The sequence below is a fragment of the Microcoleus sp. LAD1_D3 genome (genome assembly GCF_036702135.1).
Classification (GTDB): domain Bacteria; phylum Cyanobacteriota; class Cyanobacteriia; order Cyanobacteriales; family Microcoleaceae; genus Microcoleus.
Map to the genome: position 1 here is coordinate 1 of NZ_JAUBSB010000067.1, position 21,465 is coordinate 21,465.

Here is a 21,465-nt window from a genome sequence, read left to right on the forward strand (position 1 = left end):
GTTCTGAGTGCAATTTATCTCACTTAGCCCCAGTCTCCCATAAAATAGGTACTTTATTTCCGCCATGCTGTACTAGTTTATTCTTAATCACCTGTTAAAAGAAGAAGATTTAACGATCGCAGCCTTCGATATTTCAAGGGTTTGAGGGTCTTATTCACCACCTTGACAGGGCTGGTTAATAGAGTAAAAATTTTTAAAGCCTCAAGCCTGAATTCCCAATCCCTAGACTATTAGAGAGATTTTAAGACCTACCTTGACAGGGCTGGAGGTTAAGCACTATTTCTAGAACTAAAAACTGACAGCGGGATAGTTGTCTTTGAAAGTGAGTCTGATAAAATTTAGGTAACATATATTTTGATAGGCCGAGTGTAACTTTAGTTTGACCTATCTTTTTTTAACACAAGTCGATCAAATATGAGCGCTGTCTGGGTTTCCGGCGGCGTTGTCACCCCGCCAGATATTTAACGCAATTTATAGGGTTAATTCTTATACCCAAATATTTTACTGTGGTTGTTCGAGGTGAACCTTCACTTTTGACTGCTACCCGTGCTATTTTACTTTATGTATTAATTATTGAAATTGGTATAGTTAATGCTTTTTTATTACAACAGCTAACAAACTCGATCGCCCGTCGAGTTAGATTAGCGAGGGGTCTCTTTACCTCGGGCATAAAATAACCTAAATTAGTAGTTAATAATCACGTGTTATCAAAAAATAGAATTCTGAACTTGTTTCTAGGCCTTTTAATTGCCCTCAGCCTAGAGTTGTTCAGCGGAACGACAATTTTTGCTCAAAACATCGAAACAATTAAAATTTCCGGTACTGCTGCGGGTGTCAGCACTCGCTACATCGGTGCAGTCGAGGGCAATATCAATTTCGACATCAAAGATTTGCAAGATTTGGGAATTAATACCTACCGCATTTACGGCGGGATGTCCCGGTGGGAACCCGAAGACGACGACGGTAAATACGGTTGGCCATCTATTGACGAAATTAAGACAAATCCAAATATAATTAATTGGGTCCATTGGGATCAGATTATGACTCATCCGCCCCAGGGTAGCGATTATTGGTGGTCGGGACAACCCGGTACGGTTTGGCAAGGCAATGCCAAAACTATTTTTAATAGTCTCAAACAAGCAAATATTCGCCCGGTGGTGAGTATTCGGAATGTTGATAATAGCTGGAATCCGAGTTGGGCGCTGCAACTGAATCCGCCGCGCACAGGAGAAGATTGGAACGAGTGGTGGGAACACATTTTTGCTACGGTTTATTGGCTGAATGTTCGCAATGATTACCGCGTTGATGATTGGGAAATTCACAACGAACCGGACAATCGCGATCAGGGTTGGGGCGGGACTAGGGCTGACTATTTTGAATTGGTTAAGGTGGCAAAAGATGCGATCGACTTTGTTTATAAAACTTATTTGCCCGATCGCACTTACTGCATCCACGGCCCGAAAACCATAGGTGGCAGCAATTGGCCTGCTAGTGCTTTGCAGGAAATACCGAATTATTTCGATACAGTCAATGTCCACAACTACGATGCAGATATTTCTAACTACACCCGCAAAGTGCGCGGCTGGATGAACGGTACTGTCCGCGCTAACTCGCAGCTTTGGGTAGGAGAATGGGGAAGTTACGAGATTAGCTACGGCGATTTATCTTTAGCTTTAAATTTGATTAAGAATTTGATTCGAGGTTCCCAACCGGGGGATAATTATATTGACGGCAGTCACATATTCTGTTTGTACGACTGGGGAAAGCTGGGACTGGCGGAAGGTTTGCTAGGGGATGGGGGAAAACGGCGCGCGGGCTACTATGCTTTGCGGATGGGAATTAGGGCTTTGCAGGGCGGGAAACCTACCTTTTTTCCTATCACTAACAGTTCGGATTTAATGGCAGTTGCAACTCTTGATGCTAGCAAGAATGTTTACTTGCTGGTTGTCAATGACCGAGCAACATCTTACACTGTTAATGCTGATATTTCGGCTCTGATAAAAACTGGTAATGGCACGGTGCGGGAGTTTAGTTCTAAAAAAATGGATGAGGTTGTTGGTAACTTAAGGCCCAAGGGCGGAAATGCTAGTTTTGCACTGGCGGGGAACAGCGCTATTCTCATCAAGTTCGATCGCGAGAATTGAAGCTCAAATCCTCTGGGCCATAATTGGGATAAGATAGAATTAGTTATGCTCAGAATTATTTATTTTCTGCCTGTTTGGCCCTGGAACCCTGGAACCCTGGAACCCTCGAACCCCTAATTGCACAGTTGCCATACCTAAGTCGTCCTATTGTGATTCCCCTCCTGTCGCTGGTAAATTGGTAGCCTATAGGTATCTTGCCTCAAACAGAATGCGAGCGAGAGTTCCGTTGAGGGGCAGAAAGTATGGTGCAGTCTAGACAATGGCAAAAATTCTTGCTCGTAAACCCGCAGCAGTTAGGCGAGGCGAGGAATTACTCGCCCGCCTTCATCTGGGCCATCTGGCAGATAGCATTGGTTCTGAAAGTCAGAAGCTGTCAATTATCAGGATATGGCACGGAATTAATTTTAAATGCCAAGATGCTGGAAGTAGGCGTGAGTTTAATCGTACAGAAACTTTGAGCGCGCTTGGAAATCTCGCGGACAAAGCCTCTCAATCAATCTGCTGCTTGCGATCGGGTTTTTCCAACAAATATCACTTTTATGCCCCCTGATGTTTATTCCCTCCCTCAGTCAGGTCATCAACCGCAATCCCCTCACTGTCACCCCTGAGACGCCCGTAGAAAAGGCGATCGAGCTGATGAGCAGCACAGGAGCCAGTTACGTCCTCGTGGTAGAACCGCGCGGGAATTCTCAACTGGGAAATCCCACGAACGGGACTTCCCCACAATCGCGGGAACAGTCGGGTTTCTACAACGGCGTACCGCGTGCGGTACACGCAGGAGGCAACGGGCTGCGTCTCAACGGCTCAAAAGCTCCCTATGCGGGCGGCCAGACAGTGCTGGGGATTTTTACAGCGCGAGATATCGTACAGCTAAATTCGATCGGCGCTGCTTTGAGGGGATTTGCGATCGAGCAAATCATGATCAGAAGCGTAACTGTAGCCCGAGAATCGGAAATTCCCGACTTTTTTGCCTTAGCAAATCTGCTGGAGAAAAATCAGATCAGCCATTTGCCCGTCGTCAGCGACACTGAAGAACTTGTCGGTTTAATTAGCTCTCAAAGCTTGGTGCAAATGTTGCAGGGAATTGGGGAATCGACACCAAAAGCAATTAGCAGCGCTTCGCCACCTGCGGCTTTCGCGTTCCCTCCGCCGCTGCCAATTGTGAATCAGAAATTAGAGCTACCTGCAAGTTTAATTAAACTTTATCAAATCCCTCAAATCGCAGCCTCACGAATAATTCACGCTCCTTCTAATTCTTCGGTTCGCTATTTGGCGCAACTGATGTTTAGACATAATGTTAGTTATGTATTAATCACTGAAACCCCCGATCAACACTCGACTGGTGCGGCTCACAACTCCAAATTTACAAATCCCAACCTTCACAAACTGGTTGGGGTGGTAAGTTCGCGGGATATTGTGCAGTTGCAAGCACTGGGAAGAGACTCTAACAAAATTAAAGCGGGATTAATTTGCAGCAGTTCGCCACCGCTGGTGCGATCGCACTCTACCCTCGAAGCAGCCGTCGCGCTGCTGCAAAAACACTACTGCCAGTTGCCTTTATTAGTCATCAACGAAACAAATCACCCGATCGGGATTATCAATCCTAAAACTATCCTTTTACAAGCGCTGGATTCAAAATCTCTGCATTCTGGCTTGATCGCTTTGCAGCGCCAGCTAGAATCTAGCAACGCTCAATACAAAAAACTCTCAGCAGAAATACAGCTTCCGGCAGCCAATCGCCACCTCGGTGCTGAAATTTCTCAAAACAGTTTTGTAGAGCGCCAAAATGTCCCCGCCGCAGTCAACAATCCGGGGATTTGGGATTGGAACCTCGAAACAGATGAGTTTTTTTATTCGGCCCGGTGGCAAGAAATGCTGGGCTACCAAGAAGGGGAAATCTCGAATCGCCGATCGGAATGGTGGAGTCGCATCCACCGAGATGATATTGACTTGGTAAAGGCAGCTTTAGAAGAACACTTCGCCCAAAAAACACCGGATTTTGCAGCAGAATATCGGATGTACTGTAAAGACGGCAGCACTGTCTGGGTGCTGAACCGGGGTCAAGTTTTACGCAGCGCTACTGGCAAACCGCTGCGGGTAGTAGGAACTCATACCGATATTACTCCAAACAAGCAGTTTGAAGTCAAAAACCGCGATCGCGATCGGGAGCAGTTCCAACTATTTGACTCTTTGAAAGCAACAGTAATTTTCCAGATAGATGCGGCGGGAGTTTGGATATTTCTTAACCACGCTTGGACGGAAATTACAAATTTTTCGGTTTCCGAAAGTTTGCAAACTAATTTTTTAGATTGGGTGCATCCAGATGAACGCGAGCAATGTGCAAATTTATTGGAGTCTTTGCTGTCCGGGAAATCGGAATTTGAACGGCGAGAAGTGCGATTTAAGTCCAAGTCGGTTTCGGGGAAAAACTCCTTGGGAATTCACAGTGATTCCGGCTTTGTTTCCGTTGAAATATTTGCCCAAGTACGGCAGAATTCTCAAGGCGAAATAGCGGGAATTTTCGGGACTTTGCACGATGTGTGCAACCGCCTCGAAGGAGTTGAGGAACTGCGGGAAAGTGAGCGGGCAATTCGATCGCTCTACGAGGTAATGGTGACCTCGGAAGGCTCTTTTGACGATCGAACGATCCGGTTGCTGGCAATGGGTTGCAGTCAGTTTGGGATGGATATCGGGCTGTTGGGCAGGGTTTTGGGCGATCGCTACGAAGTGATTTCGGCTTATGTACCGGAAGATTTTCCCTTTGGATTTGCTAAAGGAGACGGTTTTGCTTTGAGCAGAACCTTTGAGCGAGAGGTTTTGCGATCGAGTGAACCTATTTCTGTCGAATCAGCCGGCACTACTCAGTGGCGCAACCACCCCGCTTACAGCGTCCGCAAGTTGGAGGCTTTTGTGGGGATGAGGGTAATAGTGCAAGGGCGAATTTTTGGCACTTTGAGCTTTACTTCCCGCACGACTAAATCTCCTTTTAAACCGCTGAATTTTGAAATTTTAAAGTTGATGGGCAATTACATCGGCGCAGAAATTGCCCGCGAAGAGCGAGAGCGAACTCTGCAACGTCAGTACCAGCGCGTTTTACTACTCAAACAAATTACTCAAAAAGTGCGATCGACCTTAGATACTCAAGAAATTTTTCAAACTACCGCCACCCAAATCGGCCGCGTATTTGGTGTCAATCGCTGTACAATCCACACCTATCTTTCCGAACCTTATCCCCACCTTCCTTGCGTCGCCGAATACTTAGAACCCGGTCACGAATCGGCTTTAGATTTAGAACTTTCTGTCACTTATAACCCCTACACAGAAAAACTCCTCGCTGAAGATATCGCCCTGGCATCTCCCGATGTGTTTGCCGATCCTTTGCTTGAATCTTCGGGGCCGATGTGTCGCCGCATCGGATTAAAATCTATGTTGGCTGTTCGCACTTCCTATCAAGGAGAACCGAATGGAATTATTACTTTGCACCAGTGCGATGCAACTCGCCAGTGGAATCCCGACGAAATTGAACTATTAGAAGATGTTGCCGCTCAAGTTGGCATTACCTTAGCTCAAGCACAACTTTTAGAAACGGAAGTTCAGCGACAGCGACAGTTAGCCGAGCAAAATGAAGCTTTGGATCAAGCCCGACAAGCGGCGGAAGTTGCTAATAGAGCTAAGAGCGAATTTTTAGCGACTATGAGTCACGAAATCCGCACTCCGATGAATGCGGTAATCGGGATGACGGGCTTGCTGCTGGATATGGAACTAACTCCTGAACAGCGGGATTTTGTGGAGACAATTCGTACTAGCGGCGATGCTTTGCTGACTATTATTAACGATATTCTCGACTTTTCCAAGATTGAATCTGGAAAATTGGATTTGGAACGCAGCCCCTTCGAGCTGCAAAACTGTATAGAAGAATCTCTGGAATTACTTGCTCCTAGAGCCTCAGAAAAAGGTTTAGAACTGGCTTACTTTATTGATGATTCTGTTCCGAAAAACATCTTAGGAGATGTCACGAGGCTGCGCCAAATTTTGGTAAATCTGCTAGGTAATGCAGTTAAGTTTACAGAATCTGGAGAAATTGTGGTGTGCTGTACGGCTAGGCAAATTGAACAGGTAGCTGCTAACAGTTCGCCAGATAAAATTAATATTCTAGCGCCACAACCGCTAGCAATTAACCAGGGAGAGTTGGCACGTAGCCGACAATACGAGATTCAATTTGCTGTCCAAGATACGGGAATTGGCATTCCGCCAGACCGGATGGATCGCCTGTTTAAAGCTTTTTCGCAGGTGGATGCTTCGACAACGCGACATTACGGCGGGACGGGTTTGGGACTGGCTATCAGCCAGCGTTTGAGCGATATGATGGGCGGTACAATGTGGGTTGTCAGCCAGGTTACTCCGGGAAGTTCTAAGTCTCAACCGGGAGTTTCTGCGATCGGACAAAGTATCGCTGGAAGGTCGCCGGCAGACTTCACTTCGCCGTCGATATCGGGTTCGGGTTCGATTTTTTATTTCACGGTGACTGCTGAAGCCAATGACATCCAGGTTGAGGAAAAAAGGCCGGAATTTGCCGCTGGTAAGCGCTTGTTAATTGTTGAGCATCATGCCATTAACCGGCAAGTTTTGATCCGGCAGGCAGAGTCTTGGGGAATGATACCCGTGGCTGTAACTTCGGGTGCTGAGGCTTTGGAAATCATCAAAGGAAACTCGCCGCTCGATTTAGCTATTTTGGCGATGAATCTACCAGATATGGACGGTGTGGCTTTGGCTGTGGAGATTCGGAAATTTGAGCTGAGCAATTTGTCCGGCGGCGACGGTCTAAATCCGAATGTCATCGTTAAAAACTCTCGCAAAATAGCGCTACCTTTGGTGCTGTTTACTTATTTAAGTAAGGCGGAAGTTTGGAAAAAACTTGAAACTACAGAAGTACATTTTTCGGCTTTTTTAACTAAGCCTTTAAAACAGTCCCAGTTTTATAATGTGTTGCTGCAAGTTTTTGGATATGTTACTGGTCGAAGCGGCAGGGGAGAAGTTTCAAATGTGGTGACTTTGACTTCGGGATTGAAGTATTTTGAAAATTCTCAAGAACAGCACCGCGTGCAGCGGACGCCTGCTGTTTTGAGGCAGGTTGCGGCGAATTCTGCCGGACAGGATGCAGCTAATTCTAGTCAGATTCGGATTTTGCTGGCTGAGGACAATGTGGTGAATCAAAAAGTCGCTACACATTTACTCGACAGGATAGGATATCGGGCTGATATTGCAGCTAATGGGTTGGAGGTTTTGGAGGCGCTGAAGCGGCAATCTTACGATGTTGTGCTGATGGATGTGCAGATGCCGAACATGGATGGGTTGGAAGCGACGCGCCGCATTTGTCAGGAATGGCCTGCTAACAAGAAGCCGAGAATTATTGCGATGACTGCTAATGCGATGCAGGGCGATCGCGAAAAGTGTCTGGAAGCAGGTATGGACGATTATATTACTAAGCCGGTACGCCGGGAAGAGTTGGCGATCGCCTTGAGCAAGTGTTCACCTCTGATTCGGGATGAATTGGATGCGGTTACTGAGCAAAAAAATCAAGATATTTCTGATCAAGTTGACAGTGATACGGCGGCATCTTCGAGCGTTCAAGCGGGAGCAGATTCGCCGATTGATTTTCATATTTTGCAAAATCTCCGCGAGCTAGATGATGATGAAGACCCAGATTTTTTGGGGGAGCTGATTAAAATATATTTGGTAGACGCACCGCAACATTTAGAAACTATTAAGGAGGCTATTTTTCTGGGCGATGCTGATAGTTTGAAGCTGGCTTCTCACACGCTGAAGTCGAGCAGCGCCAATTTAGGAGCGGTGTCTTTTTCTGCTGTTTGCAAGGAGTTGGAGTATATGGGTCGCGTGGCGGTTGAGTCTGGAGGGGAACAGGTTTTTGATGTGAGTACGGCGCGCGATCGCCTGTTGGAAGCCCAAGCGGAGTGGGAAAAGGTGCGGGTGGCTTTTGAGACGGAATTGGAAACGGGGAAGTTGCGATCGCAAATGGGGTAATTTGTTATATCAATTCCGGTTGCACTCCTCCGGAATTGTTGACTGTTGACTGTTGACTGTTGACTGTTTGAACAATACCGATGCAACCGGAAACGATATTATTTGTTATTTGTTGGTTTTTGGTTGTTAGTTGTCAGTTTCAATAACCAATGCCCAATGCCCAATGCCCAATGCCCATATTTAACTTTCACCTAAATATGCTTTGCGAACAGTTTCATTTGACTGCAAATCGCTAGCACTACCAGCGACTACAACCTGACCAGTTTGGATAACATAGCCGCGATGGGCTACACTTAAAGCCATGCGGGCGTTTTGTTCCACCAGTAAAATAGTTGTTCCTTCAGCATTAATATCGCGGACGATCGCAAAAATTTGACTGACTAACATCGGTGCCAATCCCATACTCGGCTCGTCCAATAATAACAAGCGGGGGCGCGACATCAAAGCGCGGGCGATCGCCAACATTTGCTGTTCGCCGCCGCTGAGAGTTCCCCCTTTTTGACTAATTCTTTCTCGCAAACGAGGAAATAAATTTAATGCTTTTTCCATATCGGACTTGATACCGAGAGTATCGTTGCGGAGATAAGCACCCATTTCTAGGTTTTCTTGCACCGTCATTCGCGGAAAAATCAGCCGCCCTTCGGGACTTTGAGAAATCCCCAAACGGACGATCGCCTCTGTAGATAGTGCTTCTAAAGGCTTTCCCTCAAATAATACAGTGCCTTGGCGCGGGCGAAGCAGTCCTTGAATCGTGCGGAGAGTGGTCGTTTTCCCCGCCCCGTTGCTGCCGATTAATGTCACAACTTCTCCCTGCGAGACTGTTAGCGATACTCCTTTGAGAGCGTGGATATTTCCGTAGTAAGTGTGAATGTCTTTAATTTCCAACATAATTACTCTTTCTGCTTTGTGCTTTATTATATTATCCAGACTAATTATAAATTTTTATTGCATTTATTTAAAATTAACTTTTTTTAGAGTAATCAGTAATTTTACTTAGGTCAACACCAGCCCTAGCTCCCATACAATGTATTTTTAGTAGCTGTGGCGACCAACTTTACAGAATTTTTACTTAAACACCAGATTTCTTGACAGTAGCTTTACAAAAATCTCTAAGTAAGTAGGTAGTATTAATACGTAAGCGCCACCAAGCGCTACAAATTACCAATAACCGCACTTAAAAATTTTCAAATTTAAGGAGATTCACCATGAAATTCAATCACAGTACCGGAGCGATCGCATTTTTATTAGCAACTCCTTTAGTAACCAGCTTGAGTGTAGGTATAGCACCCAGCAATGCTGCCACAATAGCCGGTTCTGCGGCAGCGGTAACCATTGACAACTTCAGTCACACACCGAGTGACACAGGTACAGTTACTAACACTTACGCTCAGACAATAGCTAACACCGGTTCAGTTATTAGCGAAGCGAACGCTGATGCAGTTTTTATATCTAACTGTCACGAATTGCTGGCAGCCAATCTCTCGCAAAGTGGAGTCATAGGCAGCGGGCATAACTATTCCGGTTTAGCCCAAAGCCAAGCAGCAGTTATCGGCGACTTCTTCATTGATGCCGAAGAAACTTTTTCCTTCACTTTTCAGACATTTTTAGCTCTTTTAACATCAGTTGACAACCCCCAATCCGAACGCGCCAGGGCGAAGGGCAGTATATCTTTCTTGGTGATTAACACTGTTACTAACATTTTGTTAGACTCTTTTCACTTGGCCATCGGTTTAGACTCTTCTAGTGGCTTTTCTGCAAATGCCTTCGTTAGCAACAGCTTTAAACCCACACAAATTAACTTTAATTTTCTGGCTCAAGAAAATGCAGCAGCTAGCCTCCTGTATACTTCTGGGGTATATTCGCGCACATTCAACAGCGCCACTAACTTAAGGTTAGTAGAAGTTAAGAACAATATGGCAAAGACAGAAGCAGAAGCAGAAGCAGTTCCAGAACCGAGCACAGTATTAGGTACTGCAATATTTTTAGGATTGTTTGTCAGGCAGAGAAAACACAAGAAAACAAAGTCGGAAGTCAAATCAAAAGTTTAGGAAAAACCCCGAATGTTAATCCGTAGGGTGTGCAAGGCGCACCTCATATCGTTTCCGTTGAATTGCTCGTTATAAAATGCTGTCGCCGTGGGCGGGTTGATAAATATTATCTGTTTGAATGACAGACTGTTGGTGAAACCCGCCCCTAATTTTATTGGGTTAATTGGCTGAACATTATATCGCTTCTTCCGAGGATAACACTGCCCACCTCACTTATATGTCGGCACACAATACCCATTATCCATGTCCATCTTCTTCTTTTCCCAAATATGCCTCAATCACGCGAGGATCGGCGCGAACTTCTGCCGGAGTACCCTCCGCAATTTTAGTACCGTACTCCATAACACTAACGCGATCGCTAATTCCCATCACCACCTTCATATCATGTTCAATCAGCAAAATACTCAAATCCAACTCATCGCGAATCCGGTAAATAAAGCGAGTTAAATCAGCCGTTTCGTTCGGGTTCATCCCCGCAGTTGGTTCGTCCAAAAGCAGCACTTTGGGATCGGAAGCCAAGGCCCTCGCAATTTCCAATCTCCGCTGGTCGCCGTAGGAAAGGTTTTTTGCCAACTCCGGCGCTTTAGAAGCACCTAAACCGACAAAATCCAGCATACTCAAGGCTTTTTTCTTAGCTTTCCGTTCTTCTAAAATCACAGCCGGAGGGCGGAGAACTGCACCCAACAAACCTGTTTTTAATCGGCAGTGTCTACCTACTAACACATTATCCAGCACAGTCATGTTGTTAAACAAGCGGATATTTTGAAAAGTTCTAGCAATGCCGAAAGTTGTCAGGCGATCGGGCGGTAAACCGGTAATATTTTTATTTTCAAGTACCAACTGCCCCCCACTCGGTTTATAGATGCCCGTAAGCATATTAAAAAATGTGGTTTTTCCGGCACCGTTGGGCCCTATCAAACTAGCGATCGCTCCTTTTTCCAAAGTTAAACTAACCTGGTTGACCGCAGTCAAACCGCCGAATCGCATGGTAAGTTGCTGTGCTTCTAATAATGACATTTTGGTTGTGTTTCCTAATATTAGTTAAGCTGTTATAGCTCGGATTCTATATAATACCAAATCCGCTCTGTTAAAGTGCGTCAGCTTGGCTGTGGTGGGATGCTCGTTACCACACGGAAAGATTTGGGGATCGGAATGCGTTACAGAAAGTCTTGGGCTAAGCTTCATGACTGCGTTTCGGTTTAAGGTTTCCCTTTGAGTGTAAGGACAAAAAGGGTAGAAAATTAAATTACACTGCTAGTTTTTCATGGGGATCGGCTACTCTAGTAAGAGGGAATGTAGAGGCCGAAACTATGATGAAGCTTGGTTTGCTGGTGCGATCGCGAACTGTCTCCGCAGAAAAATCGCCAAACAACGACTTAGGAATCGGAAAAGTTACCGAGCTATCCTACTCTACAGCAAGGGTTGAATACTTCTGCTCAATTGGGCAACGCCTTGAAAAAACCTTACCCTTAACTTCGCTTTATAGAGTTCAACTCCCGCCTCAGACACGATGCTACATCCAGCCCGAAAGCCAGGATACATGGATAATTGGCAGAATTTTTGACTGGGATGAAGACAAAGGTCAGTATCGAATCGACCTACCCGATAAAAAGATAGCATTAGTTGCTGAACAGGAAATTTACGTTCGTTGCAACCTACCCATCGATGACCCCATAGAAACTCTAGCGATGAAAGGTCAGGAAACGCCGTACTTTCACGATCGACGTTTAGCTTTTGTCCAGTGTCTCATCGAACAACGCGCTGTCAGTCGCGGGATGACGGGGCTGATTTCTGCCAATATTGACCTTTATCCTCATCAAGTTGAAGTTGTCCGCCGCGTACTCGAAGACCCCATTCAACGTTACCTCTTAGCTGATGAAGTTGGACTGGGAAAGACGATCGAAGCAGGTGCTATTCTTCGCCAGTATCTCCTCGATGAACCGCAGGGACGTGCAGTGGTGCTAGTACCGCAATACCTGCGGGAACAGTGGCTTCAAGAATTAGAAAATAAATTCTATCTCTCTGACTTGGACAATCGTGTCCAGGTACTTGCAGTAGAGGATGTCGATCGAGTCAGCCCGAATGCCGATTTGGGCTTCCTGATTTTAGATGAAGCACATCATATTGCAGCAATGGCGACCTCTTCAGATTCGATAAAGCGCAGGCGTTTCCAGACTTGCAAACACCTTGCTCATAAAAGCGATCACCTACTTCTATTATCTGCAACTCCAGTTCTCAATCACGAGCAAGATTTCCTGGCGATGCTGCACCTACTCGATCCGAGCACCTACCAACTTGATGATTTAGAAGGTTTTCGTGCGAGGGTGAAAAACCGCCAACAAATTGGTCGAGTTTTACTCTCATTTAAAGAGAAAGCAAATCCGTTTGTGCTTAAAACTAACCTCAACCAACTGCGAAACCTTTTTCCTGAAGATAAATATCTGCTAAATCTCGTAGAGGAATTACAAAATTGTTTGGTTTCTCCAGAAACACTCCCCGCCGATCGAGATCGAATTGTGCGATCGATTCGCACCCACATCAGCGACACCTATCGGTTACACCGTCGAATGCTCCGCAACCGTCGCGCTGCGGTGGAAGATGTAATTTTTGCCCGAAATGTGACACCAAAAGTAGAGTATGACTTAGATGAGCGATCGCCCCAAATTCACGAACTAATTGATGAATGGCGCACAGTCGCTCCTAACCAACAACTATATCAGCAAATTTTTCTACTTTTATTCTGTGCTAGCGGGACTTGGTTAGGGATTTTAGCGCAAGTGCTCGAAACCCGTTTAAGCGGCATCTCCCATTCTGCCTTGATTCAAGAATTTGGTGCTGATAATATCCGCATTCTGACAGAAACCCCTAAATTTTCTGGGGAAGAACAGATTTTGCAATCTTTACTAAGAATTATTCAGCAACCTTCAGAAGAAGGATCTCGCCTCGAATTACTAAAGATAGTGATACTGTATCATCTTTCAGAGACTTTTAAACTTCAATCTTATCACAGCAACCTTCATAAATTACTTGAACAGGTGCAACAGCGAATTCGCCGACCGATATCGGGAACTCCCCTACCTAAAATTGTCATTTTCACCAGTTTTGCCCAAACAGGCGCTGAAATTTTCCGGTGCTTATCAGATACCTTTGGTCAGGCATCTGTAGCTAGCCATCAATTAGGACTGTCTCGTTCTCATGTTGAGAAAAGCCTCAACCAGTTCAAAAATGACCGAAATTGTTTTATCCTTGTTTGCGATTCCTCTGCTGAAGAAGGTCGGAACTTTCAATTTGTTGATTGGATGATTCATTTCGATCTTCCCTGGTCGCCAAATCGTTTAGAACAAAGGATTGGTAGGATCGATCGCATTGGTCGCCCTTTAAATGTTCAATTTACAGTATTCGCAGGCTCAGACTTAGAGGATAGCCCTCACGATGCTTGGTATCAATTATTAAAAGACGGTTTCGGCATCTTTCATCAATCAATTGCCAGTCTCCAGTTTTATGTAGATGAAAAACTACCAGGACTGCTAACCACTATGTTTCAATCTGGTGCTAGTGGACTATTGGAAATGATAGGGACTATCCAACAAGAAATTGCTGAAGAACAGGTAAAAATTAGCGAACAAAACGCTTTAGATGAAATAGATGCCCAGGATGAAAACGCTACCCAATATTTTCAATATTTAGATGATTATGATGCTCGCCATCAGGAAATTAAACGAGCAACAGAAGACTGGATATGTCAAGCACTGCACTTCAAACAAATTGACGATCCGAATTTAGAAAAAGTAGGGCGTTATCAACCTACTAAGCGCACTCTAATTCCCATCCACGATCTGCAAACTCGCTTTGCTGCTTATGCACAACCCTCTGGTACTTATAACCGGAGAATATCAACTCAATATCCTGGTGTCAACCTCTACCGTATTGGGGAAGGATTTGTGGAAGCACTAGCATCTTATATCCATTGGGATGACAGGGGTCAAGCATTTGCTCTATGGCGATGCGATCGCTCTTGGGATGCTGGGGAAGGGATGGAATGGTTCGGTTTTCGCTTTAATTATGTAGTCGAGGCTGATTTGGAATTAGCCCAGCAAGTTTCAACAGATTTTGAGCTGGAGCGAAGTAGATTTGTATCTGTGAAACGGCGCGCTGATGCGTTATTTCCTCCAATCCTAGAGACAATTTTTATTGATGCTCGCTACGAACCAATGAGCATTGTTGAAGATGAAGCTGTTTTGAAGATTCTGCAAGGTTCGTACAAGGGTAAAAGTTCTCATCCCTGCCGAGATTATAATTTAGCAAAAAGTCGATTATCGGTTCTCAATGAGTTTGTTGATGAGAGTAAGTGGCCTGATTTGTGCAGTCAGGCGCGTGAGAATTCGGAAATACTCTTGCGCGATCGCACTTTTTTCATCTCGCTCTGCGAACAGCGCGCCCGAATCGCCGACCAGAAACTAGGCAATAGACTAGACCAACTGTGGCTGCGCCTCAACCGAATGGCTGAAAGCGAACAAACTTCGCACTCTTTACTAGCAAAAGAAGTCAACATAGAAACTGCGTTAAGTCAAGCTATTTTAGAAGGAATTCGCCATCCGCGAATCAAGCTTGATTCTGTAGGATTCATTGTAGTTTCTGGGCGACCTCCGGTTGAATCTCAGGAAGGGGGAGATGAGTGATGGCTGATTCTTTTCAAAAGCTCAGAGAAATTATCCAAACAGGTAAGATTCCTGCCGATACAAGTCAATTTTCAGAAGTCGGTTACAGGCGCTTGCTGGAAACTTTGGATGCTGCGGGAACTTCTTATGCGCCGGGAATGGGAGATATTGCGGCTCTGATCCGTCAGGTTCTGCGGCGAGAATACGAGCAAAAGGGTGGGATACCCCCAACTTTGAAAGTACCTCGGACTTCTCTTTTTCCAGATCGCGAAATGTGGCAACAAAGCGGGATCGATATTTTGATCGAAGGTGCGGATTACTATCTGATTAGCGCTCATCCTTGGCAGCCTGATTGGCTAGATTTTTCCGCACAATATCCCCCTGAAAAACCCGTATTTGATGATAAAAAACGCCGCAATTACGAGCCAGTAGAGGGAGATCCGTTTCTGGAATTGGTGAATTGGCAGAAGTATCGGAGTGTAGGGCAACGTGAAGCAATTCGGGCTGTTTTGACGGCTCCTGACAATTCGACACTCGCCATTAACCTGCCTACTGGATCGGGGAAAAGCCTTTGCGCTCAACTGCCGGCGCTGGTGCGATCGAAAAATGCTGGTGTAACAGTTGTTGTAGTACCAACTACAGCACTAGCCATTGACCAGGAACGAGCTTTAAAACCTTTTGTGAACCATGCCACTGCCTATTATGGCGACGAGTTGGGGCAAGGACAAGAGAGACGGCAGGAAATTCGCGATCGCATTCGCAACGGCACTCAGCGAATCGTTTTCACATCACCCGAAAGCTTGATGAATTCTCTCGCACCTGCTCTTTACGAAGCCGCAAAATCAGAAATGCTGCGGTATTTCGTAATAGATGAAGCGCATATCGTCGAACAGTGGGGCGATGAATTCCGCCCCGCTTTTCAAGAACTCCCAGGTTTGCGAAGAGATTTGCTGCGCTTAACTTCTTTTACAACTTTATTGCTGACTGCAACCTTAACAGAATCCTGTTTAGATACCCTAGAAATTTTATTCGGGAAACCCGGCCCGTTTCAAGTGATATCTGCCGTACAGTTGCGACCGGAACCGTCTTATTGGTTTGCTTGGTGTCAAAGTGAAGAAATCAGGAAACAGCGATTAATTGAAGCGGTTTATCATCTTCCCCGCCCTCTGATTGTTTACGCCACCAAACGCGAAGATGTCCGGCGATGGCAACAGGATTTATTGTTTGCTGGATTCAAACGGTGTGCGATTATGACCGGGGAATCCAGCCCAGAAGAACGCTCTCAACTGATTGAAAATTTGCGCGAGAGACGAGTTGATATAGTTGTTGCTACTTCTGCTTTTGGATTGGGTGTGGATCAGTCAGATATTCGAGCCGTGCTTCATGTCTGCATCCCAGAAACTATTGATCGCTTTTATCAAGAAGTGGGTCGAGGGGGTCGAGACGGCAAAGCAGCAATCTCGCTCACCTTACATACCAATGAAGACTTAGAGATTGCCAAATCGCTTAATGACAAATCTGCCATAACGATCGATCGGGGTTTTCAGCGGTGGAAAAGTATGTTTTTGAGGAAAGAAATTCTTCCCGATGGGCGGTTTCGCGTTCCCGTCAATATTCCTCCATCCTTACAACCAGGAGACATTGACATGAACAGCCAACAGAATCAGGCTTGGAACATCCGCACTTTAACGCTGATGAGTCGATCGGGTTTAATCGATATTGATGCCGAGGAACCGCCGCGAAGAAGAAATTTTAAATCGGAAGCAGCTTATAACGAAGCTTGGGAACTGCACAGAGAGTCCCGGTTCATCCGCATCCGAGATGAATCGCATCTGAATCGTCAAACTTGGGAACATAAAGTAGAGCCAATTCGCCAACAACGCCAAAACTGGAGCTATAAAAACCTGCAATTGATGCGCGAGGTTTTGCGGCCGAAACGCTGTATTTCCGAAATCTTTGCTGAAGCTTACACTATTCCCGCCCGTGTAGTGCCAGAACCGAGAAAACTGGTCAAAGTTTCTCCCACTTGCTGTGGATGTCCTGTTTGCAGAAAAAACAGGGAACCAGAGTTTTCGGGAATTATGCCCGCGCCATTACCTGTATGGCAAAAACCGAATTTTTTTGTAGGTGAAGAACTAAAACGATTGCTAGGAGGAAATAAATTAATGCTAATTTTCTATGAGTCTCTTGAAACTCAAAGCTGGAAACTCAAAAGCCCTAAACTTTTTCACTGGCTAATCGAGCAGAGAATTAATAATCTGGTGGTTTCTGATGAATTTCAGAGTATATTGATTGAAGAAACAAATCGGATAGCTGATGCTTGTATATTTTTGTTTCAAAAATACGAGCCTCTGCTGATGCCGCCCATTCCCACCCTTATCTTTCATCCGCCCCGAAAGGCTATCCCTCACAACTATCTGTCACTCAACAGAACTTCTCAAGCTCCGCTGATTATCGTGCTTCCTGTCGATACACCCGATCCGAGCCGCGATGACCGCAAGCTGATTGATATTTTTCCTGGGAAACTTTTTATGTTTGACCACTTTTGTAGGGAGGTTAATTTATGAGCGTCTTAAAAACTGCTTTGGCTACTCCTAGCAGAATGCGAGGAATATTTAGATATTTACTTGAAGCACCCAAACAGCGCGAAAACAAGGAAAAACTCACTCGGCTGCTTTCTCCACATGAATTGTCAGAAGGGAGAAACAAAAGTGCCGAACATCCGATGTTTGATGCTGCACTGCGAGAAAGCATAAAATGTCGCTTATTAATCGCAGAAAATGATGATATTGCTATAAATTTTGAGCTTCCCGAAGCATCTCGACATCCTAAAATGGGTGATAAATTGTTACCCGATACGCTGGTACAGCTATTGTTTGCTTCTGATAACGAAGATGAAGAAGATTTAGGTCGGTTAATAGCATGGTATTTAGCACAGGATATTTATGATGCTCCCGGTACATGGCAAGAAGTAGAACAGCGTGTCGCAGAGCAGGGAGTTGCTGAGTCTTTAGATTTGAAAATATCCAGCAATAGTTTGTTTGGTCAAGTCGAGGACTGGATGTGTTATTTAGGGTTTGCTTGGGGTCATGCTTCAAATTCCAACAAAAAACTTGTTGTGGCTGAGCCAACTGCTTATCTCAGAAGAAATTTAAATAATTTATTTCAAGGACAAGCAAAAGCTAAAATTTCAATCCGAGATTTTCTCGATCGCCTAGCTAAAAAATGTCCTCTGTTTGAAACTGGAAAATTTCGAGAACAGGTAGAAGAAAAGATTGGTTTTCGCTTACCAAATCACTTATCAACTAGCACGGCTTTTGCTTTATTTCGCCTTCAGGATGATGGTTGCATCAAGCTTGTAAAAGAGTCGGATGCCGATTTATTCATCTTTACCGGGGTAGGAAATGAAGAAGGATTTTCTCATATTATTCGGACGGAAGTAGAACTATGACATTTACAAAATTTGTTTGCTGGGATGTCGATCGCGTTCGCCGCGTAATGGGTGTGGAGGCTACGCAAACTCCAGATAGTATATTTCTGGCAACTCACCATCCGATCGCCATGTACCGCCAGGAACTTATCGATGCACCGTCGCGAGTTCCCTACAGTGAGGAACAATTTCTGAAAGACTTTCTCGCTGAAAAAGATTTCGCTTTCGTGCCAGTTTTAGGCAGTTCTGGGACGGGAAAATCTCACCTGATTCGCTGGCTAGCTGCGAATATTAAATCGACCCAAAAGCGCCGAGTTTTGCTCATACCCAAAATTGGAACGAATCTCAAAGATATTCTCAGTTTAATATTAGAAGGGATGGCAGGATCAACTTTTGATGAATACCGACAGCGTTTAAATCGAGCCACTAGCAGCTTGACAGAAGCCCAAGCGCGGGAACAACTTCTGAATCAGCTTGCGGCTGCTGTTGGCCCAAATGGTCGGGGCGATCGCACAAAACTGTCGGACGTGGAAGATTACCTAGTTGGTGCTGTTGATTCTTTCCTATACGATCCATTTTTCCGAAAAGAATACTGGCTAAAGGATGGGGGTATTATCCATCAATTAGTTATCCACATTCTCGGACAGCGAGATACGGTAGAAGTTGTGGAAGAACGGAGGCATTTTTCGCTAAATGACTTGCCTCTCAATGTTTTAAACTTGCAAAAAGCTGGGCAGTCTGCGCGGGAATTTTATAGCTTACTCATCGGCGATGAGGATATTCAAAGGGCAACTGTAGATTGGTTGAACCGACATTTAGATGAAGCCATAGCTCAGGTTTTGAGCTTGGGGCGGGAAGATTTACAAAGATTGATGGGGGAAGTTCGCGAAACTTTAGCCCAACAAGGAATAGAGTTAGTTTTGCTGATTGAAGATTTTGCTAAATTGCAAGGCATCGATCGCGAAGTTTTAGAAGCTGTGTTAGCGCGACCTCAACAAGCGGGTGGCAAACATTTGTGCGCGATCCGAACGGCGCTAGCTTGTACTACGGGCTATTTTGACAGTCTGAGGTTAGATACTGTAAAACAGCGGATTACTTTTAGCGTTAATCTTGACCTTGGCACAGTTGGCGAACAATCTTTAGTGAATTATGCAGATATCAAACAATTTGTGGGTCGATATCTCAACGCGGTGCGTTTGGAGGATAAAACAATTCAAAATTGGTGGGCTGACTCTCGCAATCGCGCAGATTCGGATCGAGAATCTCTACCTAGTGCTTGCAATGAATGCGAACACAAACTAGCTTGTCATGCGGGTTTTGCAGAAGCAGACGGTTTTGGTTTGTATCCTTTCACTCCGGAAGCATTAGAACAAATGCTTTCTAGAGTAAATCCCGGCAATTTTAACCCTCGGATTTTGATTAAAGATGTTCTTAAGTGGACGCTAGAAAATTCTGCTGCTGATATCGAGGGCGGAGAGTTTCCTACTATTTCTGTGCGAGAACACTTTGGTAAGATGCGGCTGAGTGCAATGGTTCAGGGAGATATTCAAGCGAAAGATCCAGAAAATGGCGATCGCCGCCAGATTCTCCTAGATTTGTGGACGGATAGTAACGAGTTTTGTGATTTGCACCCAGAAGTTCACTCTGCATTTGATATTCCGGCGCTGGGCGTGAAGGTTCAGCCTACAAAAAAATCATCATCTATTTCGGGTGCTAAAGAGTCTAGGTCTTCTGTTAGTAAGTATCAAGTTGAGTCACAATCTCAAACTAAAAAAAATCTGGCAGCAGCCGGACAAGTTGCCGACAAGCTGACTAGGCAAAAAGAATTTCTTGATAGGTGGAACAACACTCAAGAAAGTTTCCCGCAAGATATCGCTGGGGAACTGCGGCCGTTGATTTACTCAGCTATCGGCGAGCGGATCGAATGGGATACAGAAATGCTGCTTAAGGGGGTTTTTGCTAGTAGTGGGACGACATATTTTAAAAGCAGAAATATTACTTTTTATAGTCGAAAAGTGACGAGGGAGACGATTTCTGGAGTTAAACTATCTCTTCCTCTGAATCCTGACGATGCAGATGAGTTTCGGGAAACGGCGATCGCCTTTCAAGGTATTTTGCAATACAACCATTACAAGCATTGGAAGTTCCCCGATGGATCTCGCTACTTTCGCACCTACGCTAAACAACTGGAAAAATGGAGTCAATATGTTTTAGAGCAAATTCGCCTGTATCCCCGCGAGTCTGGGGAACCCTGGAACCCTGTCCCTGCGGCAGTTGAACTACTGGCGATCGCCGCCACAATGGCAGGACATTCTACCAATTCTACTGAACATTCGATTGAACATTCGATCAATGCTTTGTTTCTCAAACTAGATCCCAAAGATTTAGAAAATCGTTCAGCTACTTGGAAAAAGCTATTTGGTACTTTACAAAAACACCGCGACGCTTTACTAGACATTGTTAGGAGTCGAACCGCTTGCACGAAAGGAAGTTCTACACAATTTCAAATTATTGATACTGTTCAAATTTTGGAACCTTTGAAGCAGGTTAGCAAATCTTGGCAGCCTCAATCTGAAATTCCGGCTGATGTTCGGGAGAAGTTCTCGGAAATTGATAAAGCGCGTCAAGCGGTGGATGAAATGCTAGAAAAAGCGATTCAAGAAGAGTGCGATCGGCAACTCGCTGTTTATTATTCTTTAGTATCTGAACTAGGAGAAGGTATCAATAAAAAGGATGTTTCTGATGTTGTAAAACAGGCAATGGAGCGAGCAAGCGACGCTGCTGTATTTCGGGGAAGGAAGAGTTTCGATGACCTAACATCTGTCTTGAAACAGTTTAAGGCGATCGGGCTTTCTAGCTATGTAGATACCATGAAACGCTTGCAAATTGAAAAAGATAGTCCACACATTCAACCTGGGAAGCTGCTGAAGTATCTCAGCGAAAATCATCAAAAAGCAATGACAGAATCTGCCGAATTTCTCAATAGTACCAATAATTTTCTTGATGCTTCTCTAACCGAGGTCAATAACCGGATTGAGGAGTTAGAAGTGTCAGGCGGTGGAACAGTAGAATCGAGCCATAGAGCTATTCAAGATGGATTGGCTAAACTGCGGAATCTAATTACTGAGGTTAAAGGATAGACA

The 21,465-nt window shown here is 44.9% G+C and carries 10 protein-coding genes; 8 read left to right on the forward strand and 2 right to left on the reverse strand.

What is annotated here, in order from left to right:
* Nucleotides 1-728: 728 nt before the first annotated feature.
* The 3 genes from QUA74_RS25335 to QUA74_RS25345 all read left to right on the forward strand — a co-directional run bounded on the left by QUA74_RS25335 (nt 729) and on the right by QUA74_RS25345 (nt 8,186).
* Nucleotides 729-2,144: a hypothetical protein gene (locus tag QUA74_RS25335; RefSeq protein ID WP_333334586.1), complete on the forward strand. Its 1,416-nt coding sequence runs from the start codon at nt 729-731 to the stop codon at nt 2,142-2,144.
* A 242-nt stretch (nt 2,145-2,386) separates the two neighbouring features.
* The gene (locus QUA74_RS25340; RefSeq protein WP_333334588.1) at nt 2,387-2,602 is read left to right on the forward strand and encodes a hypothetical protein; all 216 of its coding nucleotides are present in this window, start codon (nt 2,387-2,389) and stop codon (nt 2,600-2,602) included.
* A gap of 91 nt (nt 2,603-2,693) precedes the next feature.
* The gene (locus tag QUA74_RS25345) at nt 2,694-8,186 is read left to right on the forward strand and encodes a response regulator (RefSeq protein ID WP_333334590.1); all 5,493 of its coding nucleotides are present in this window, start codon (nt 2,694-2,696) and stop codon (nt 8,184-8,186) included.
* Between the two features lie 180 nt (nt 8,187-8,366).
* Here the strand turns inward: QUA74_RS25345 and QUA74_RS25350 are convergent, their stop codons facing one another.
* Entirely contained in the window at nt 8,367-9,074 is a 708-nt protein-coding gene (locus QUA74_RS25350) for an ABC transporter ATP-binding protein (RefSeq protein ID WP_041623339.1), read from the reverse strand.
* A 317-nt stretch (nt 9,075-9,391) separates the two neighbouring features.
* On the opposite strand from QUA74_RS25350, the gene QUA74_RS25355 reads away from it, so the two are divergent.
* Complete coding sequence (locus tag QUA74_RS25355) at nt 9,392-10,234, forward strand: PEP-CTERM sorting domain-containing protein (RefSeq protein WP_333334592.1); 843 nt, start codon at nt 9,392-9,394, stop codon at nt 10,232-10,234.
* A gap of 237 nt (nt 10,235-10,471) precedes the next feature.
* Here the strand turns inward: QUA74_RS25355 and QUA74_RS25360 are convergent, their stop codons facing one another.
* The gene (locus QUA74_RS25360; protein WP_333334594.1) at nt 10,472-11,251 is read right to left on the reverse strand and encodes an ABC transporter ATP-binding protein; all 780 of its coding nucleotides are present in this window, start codon (nt 11,249-11,251) and stop codon (nt 10,472-10,474) included.
* 293 nt (nt 11,252-11,544) lie between these two features.
* Between QUA74_RS25360 and dpdE the strand changes: the two genes are divergently transcribed.
* The 4 genes from dpdE to dpdH are packed head-to-tail and all read left to right on the forward strand — an operon-like array spanning nt 11,545 to nt 21,462.
* Nucleotides 11,545-14,913 carry a protein DpdE gene (gene dpdE / locus QUA74_RS25365; RefSeq protein WP_333334596.1) on the forward strand — a complete coding sequence of 1,123 codons (3,369 nt, stop codon included), beginning with the start codon at nt 11,545-11,547 and terminating at the stop codon, nt 14,911-14,913.
* Nucleotides 14,913-17,459 (forward strand): protein DpdF, encoded by a 2,547-nt coding sequence (dpdF, locus tag QUA74_RS25370; protein ID WP_333334598.1) that lies wholly within the window; start codon nt 14,913-14,915, stop codon nt 17,457-17,459. Before dpdE ends, dpdF begins: the two co-directional genes overlap by 1 nt.
* On the forward strand, nt 17,456-18,343 hold the full coding sequence (gene dpdG, locus QUA74_RS25375) for a protein DpdG (protein ID WP_333334600.1): 888 nt from the start codon (nt 17,456-17,458) through the stop codon (nt 18,341-18,343). Before dpdF ends, dpdG begins: the two co-directional genes overlap by 4 nt.
* Nucleotides 18,340-21,462, forward strand: coding sequence for a protein DpdH (gene dpdH, locus QUA74_RS25380; RefSeq protein WP_333334602.1), 3,123 nt, complete (start codon nt 18,340-18,342; stop codon nt 21,460-21,462). The genes dpdG and dpdH overlap by 4 nt, the downstream gene beginning before the upstream one ends.
* Nucleotides 21,463-21,465: the final 3 nt, after the last annotated feature.

Bases quoted from the DNA above. Each gene is read 5' to 3' on its own strand.
- QUA74_RS25340 (WP_333334588.1), top strand. From the start codon at position 2,387: ATGGTGCAGTCTAGACAATGGCAAAAATTCTTGCTCGTAAACCCGCAG.
- QUA74_RS25345 (WP_333334590.1), top strand. From the start codon at position 2,694: ATGTTTATTCCCTCCCTCAGTCAGGTCATCAACCGCAATCCCCTCACT.
- QUA74_RS25350 (WP_041623339.1), bottom strand. From the start codon at position 9,074: ATGTTGGAAATTAAAGACATTCACACTTACTACGGAAATATCCACGCT.
- QUA74_RS25355 (WP_333334592.1), top strand. From the start codon at position 9,392: ATGAAATTCAATCACAGTACCGGAGCGATCGCATTTTTATTAGCAACT.
- QUA74_RS25360 (WP_333334594.1), bottom strand. From the start codon at position 11,251: ATGTCATTATTAGAAGCACAGCAACTTACCATGCGATTCGGCGGTTTG.
- dpdE (WP_333334596.1), top strand. From the start codon at position 11,545: ATGATGAAGCTTGGTTTGCTGGTGCGATCGCGAACTGTCTCCGCAGAA.
- dpdF (WP_333334598.1), top strand. From the start codon at position 14,913: ATGGCTGATTCTTTTCAAAAGCTCAGAGAAATTATCCAAACAGGTAAG.
- dpdG (WP_333334600.1), top strand. From the start codon at position 17,456: ATGAGCGTCTTAAAAACTGCTTTGGCTACTCCTAGCAGAATGCGAGGA.
- dpdH (WP_333334602.1), top strand. From the start codon at position 18,340: ATGACATTTACAAAATTTGTTTGCTGGGATGTCGATCGCGTTCGCCGC.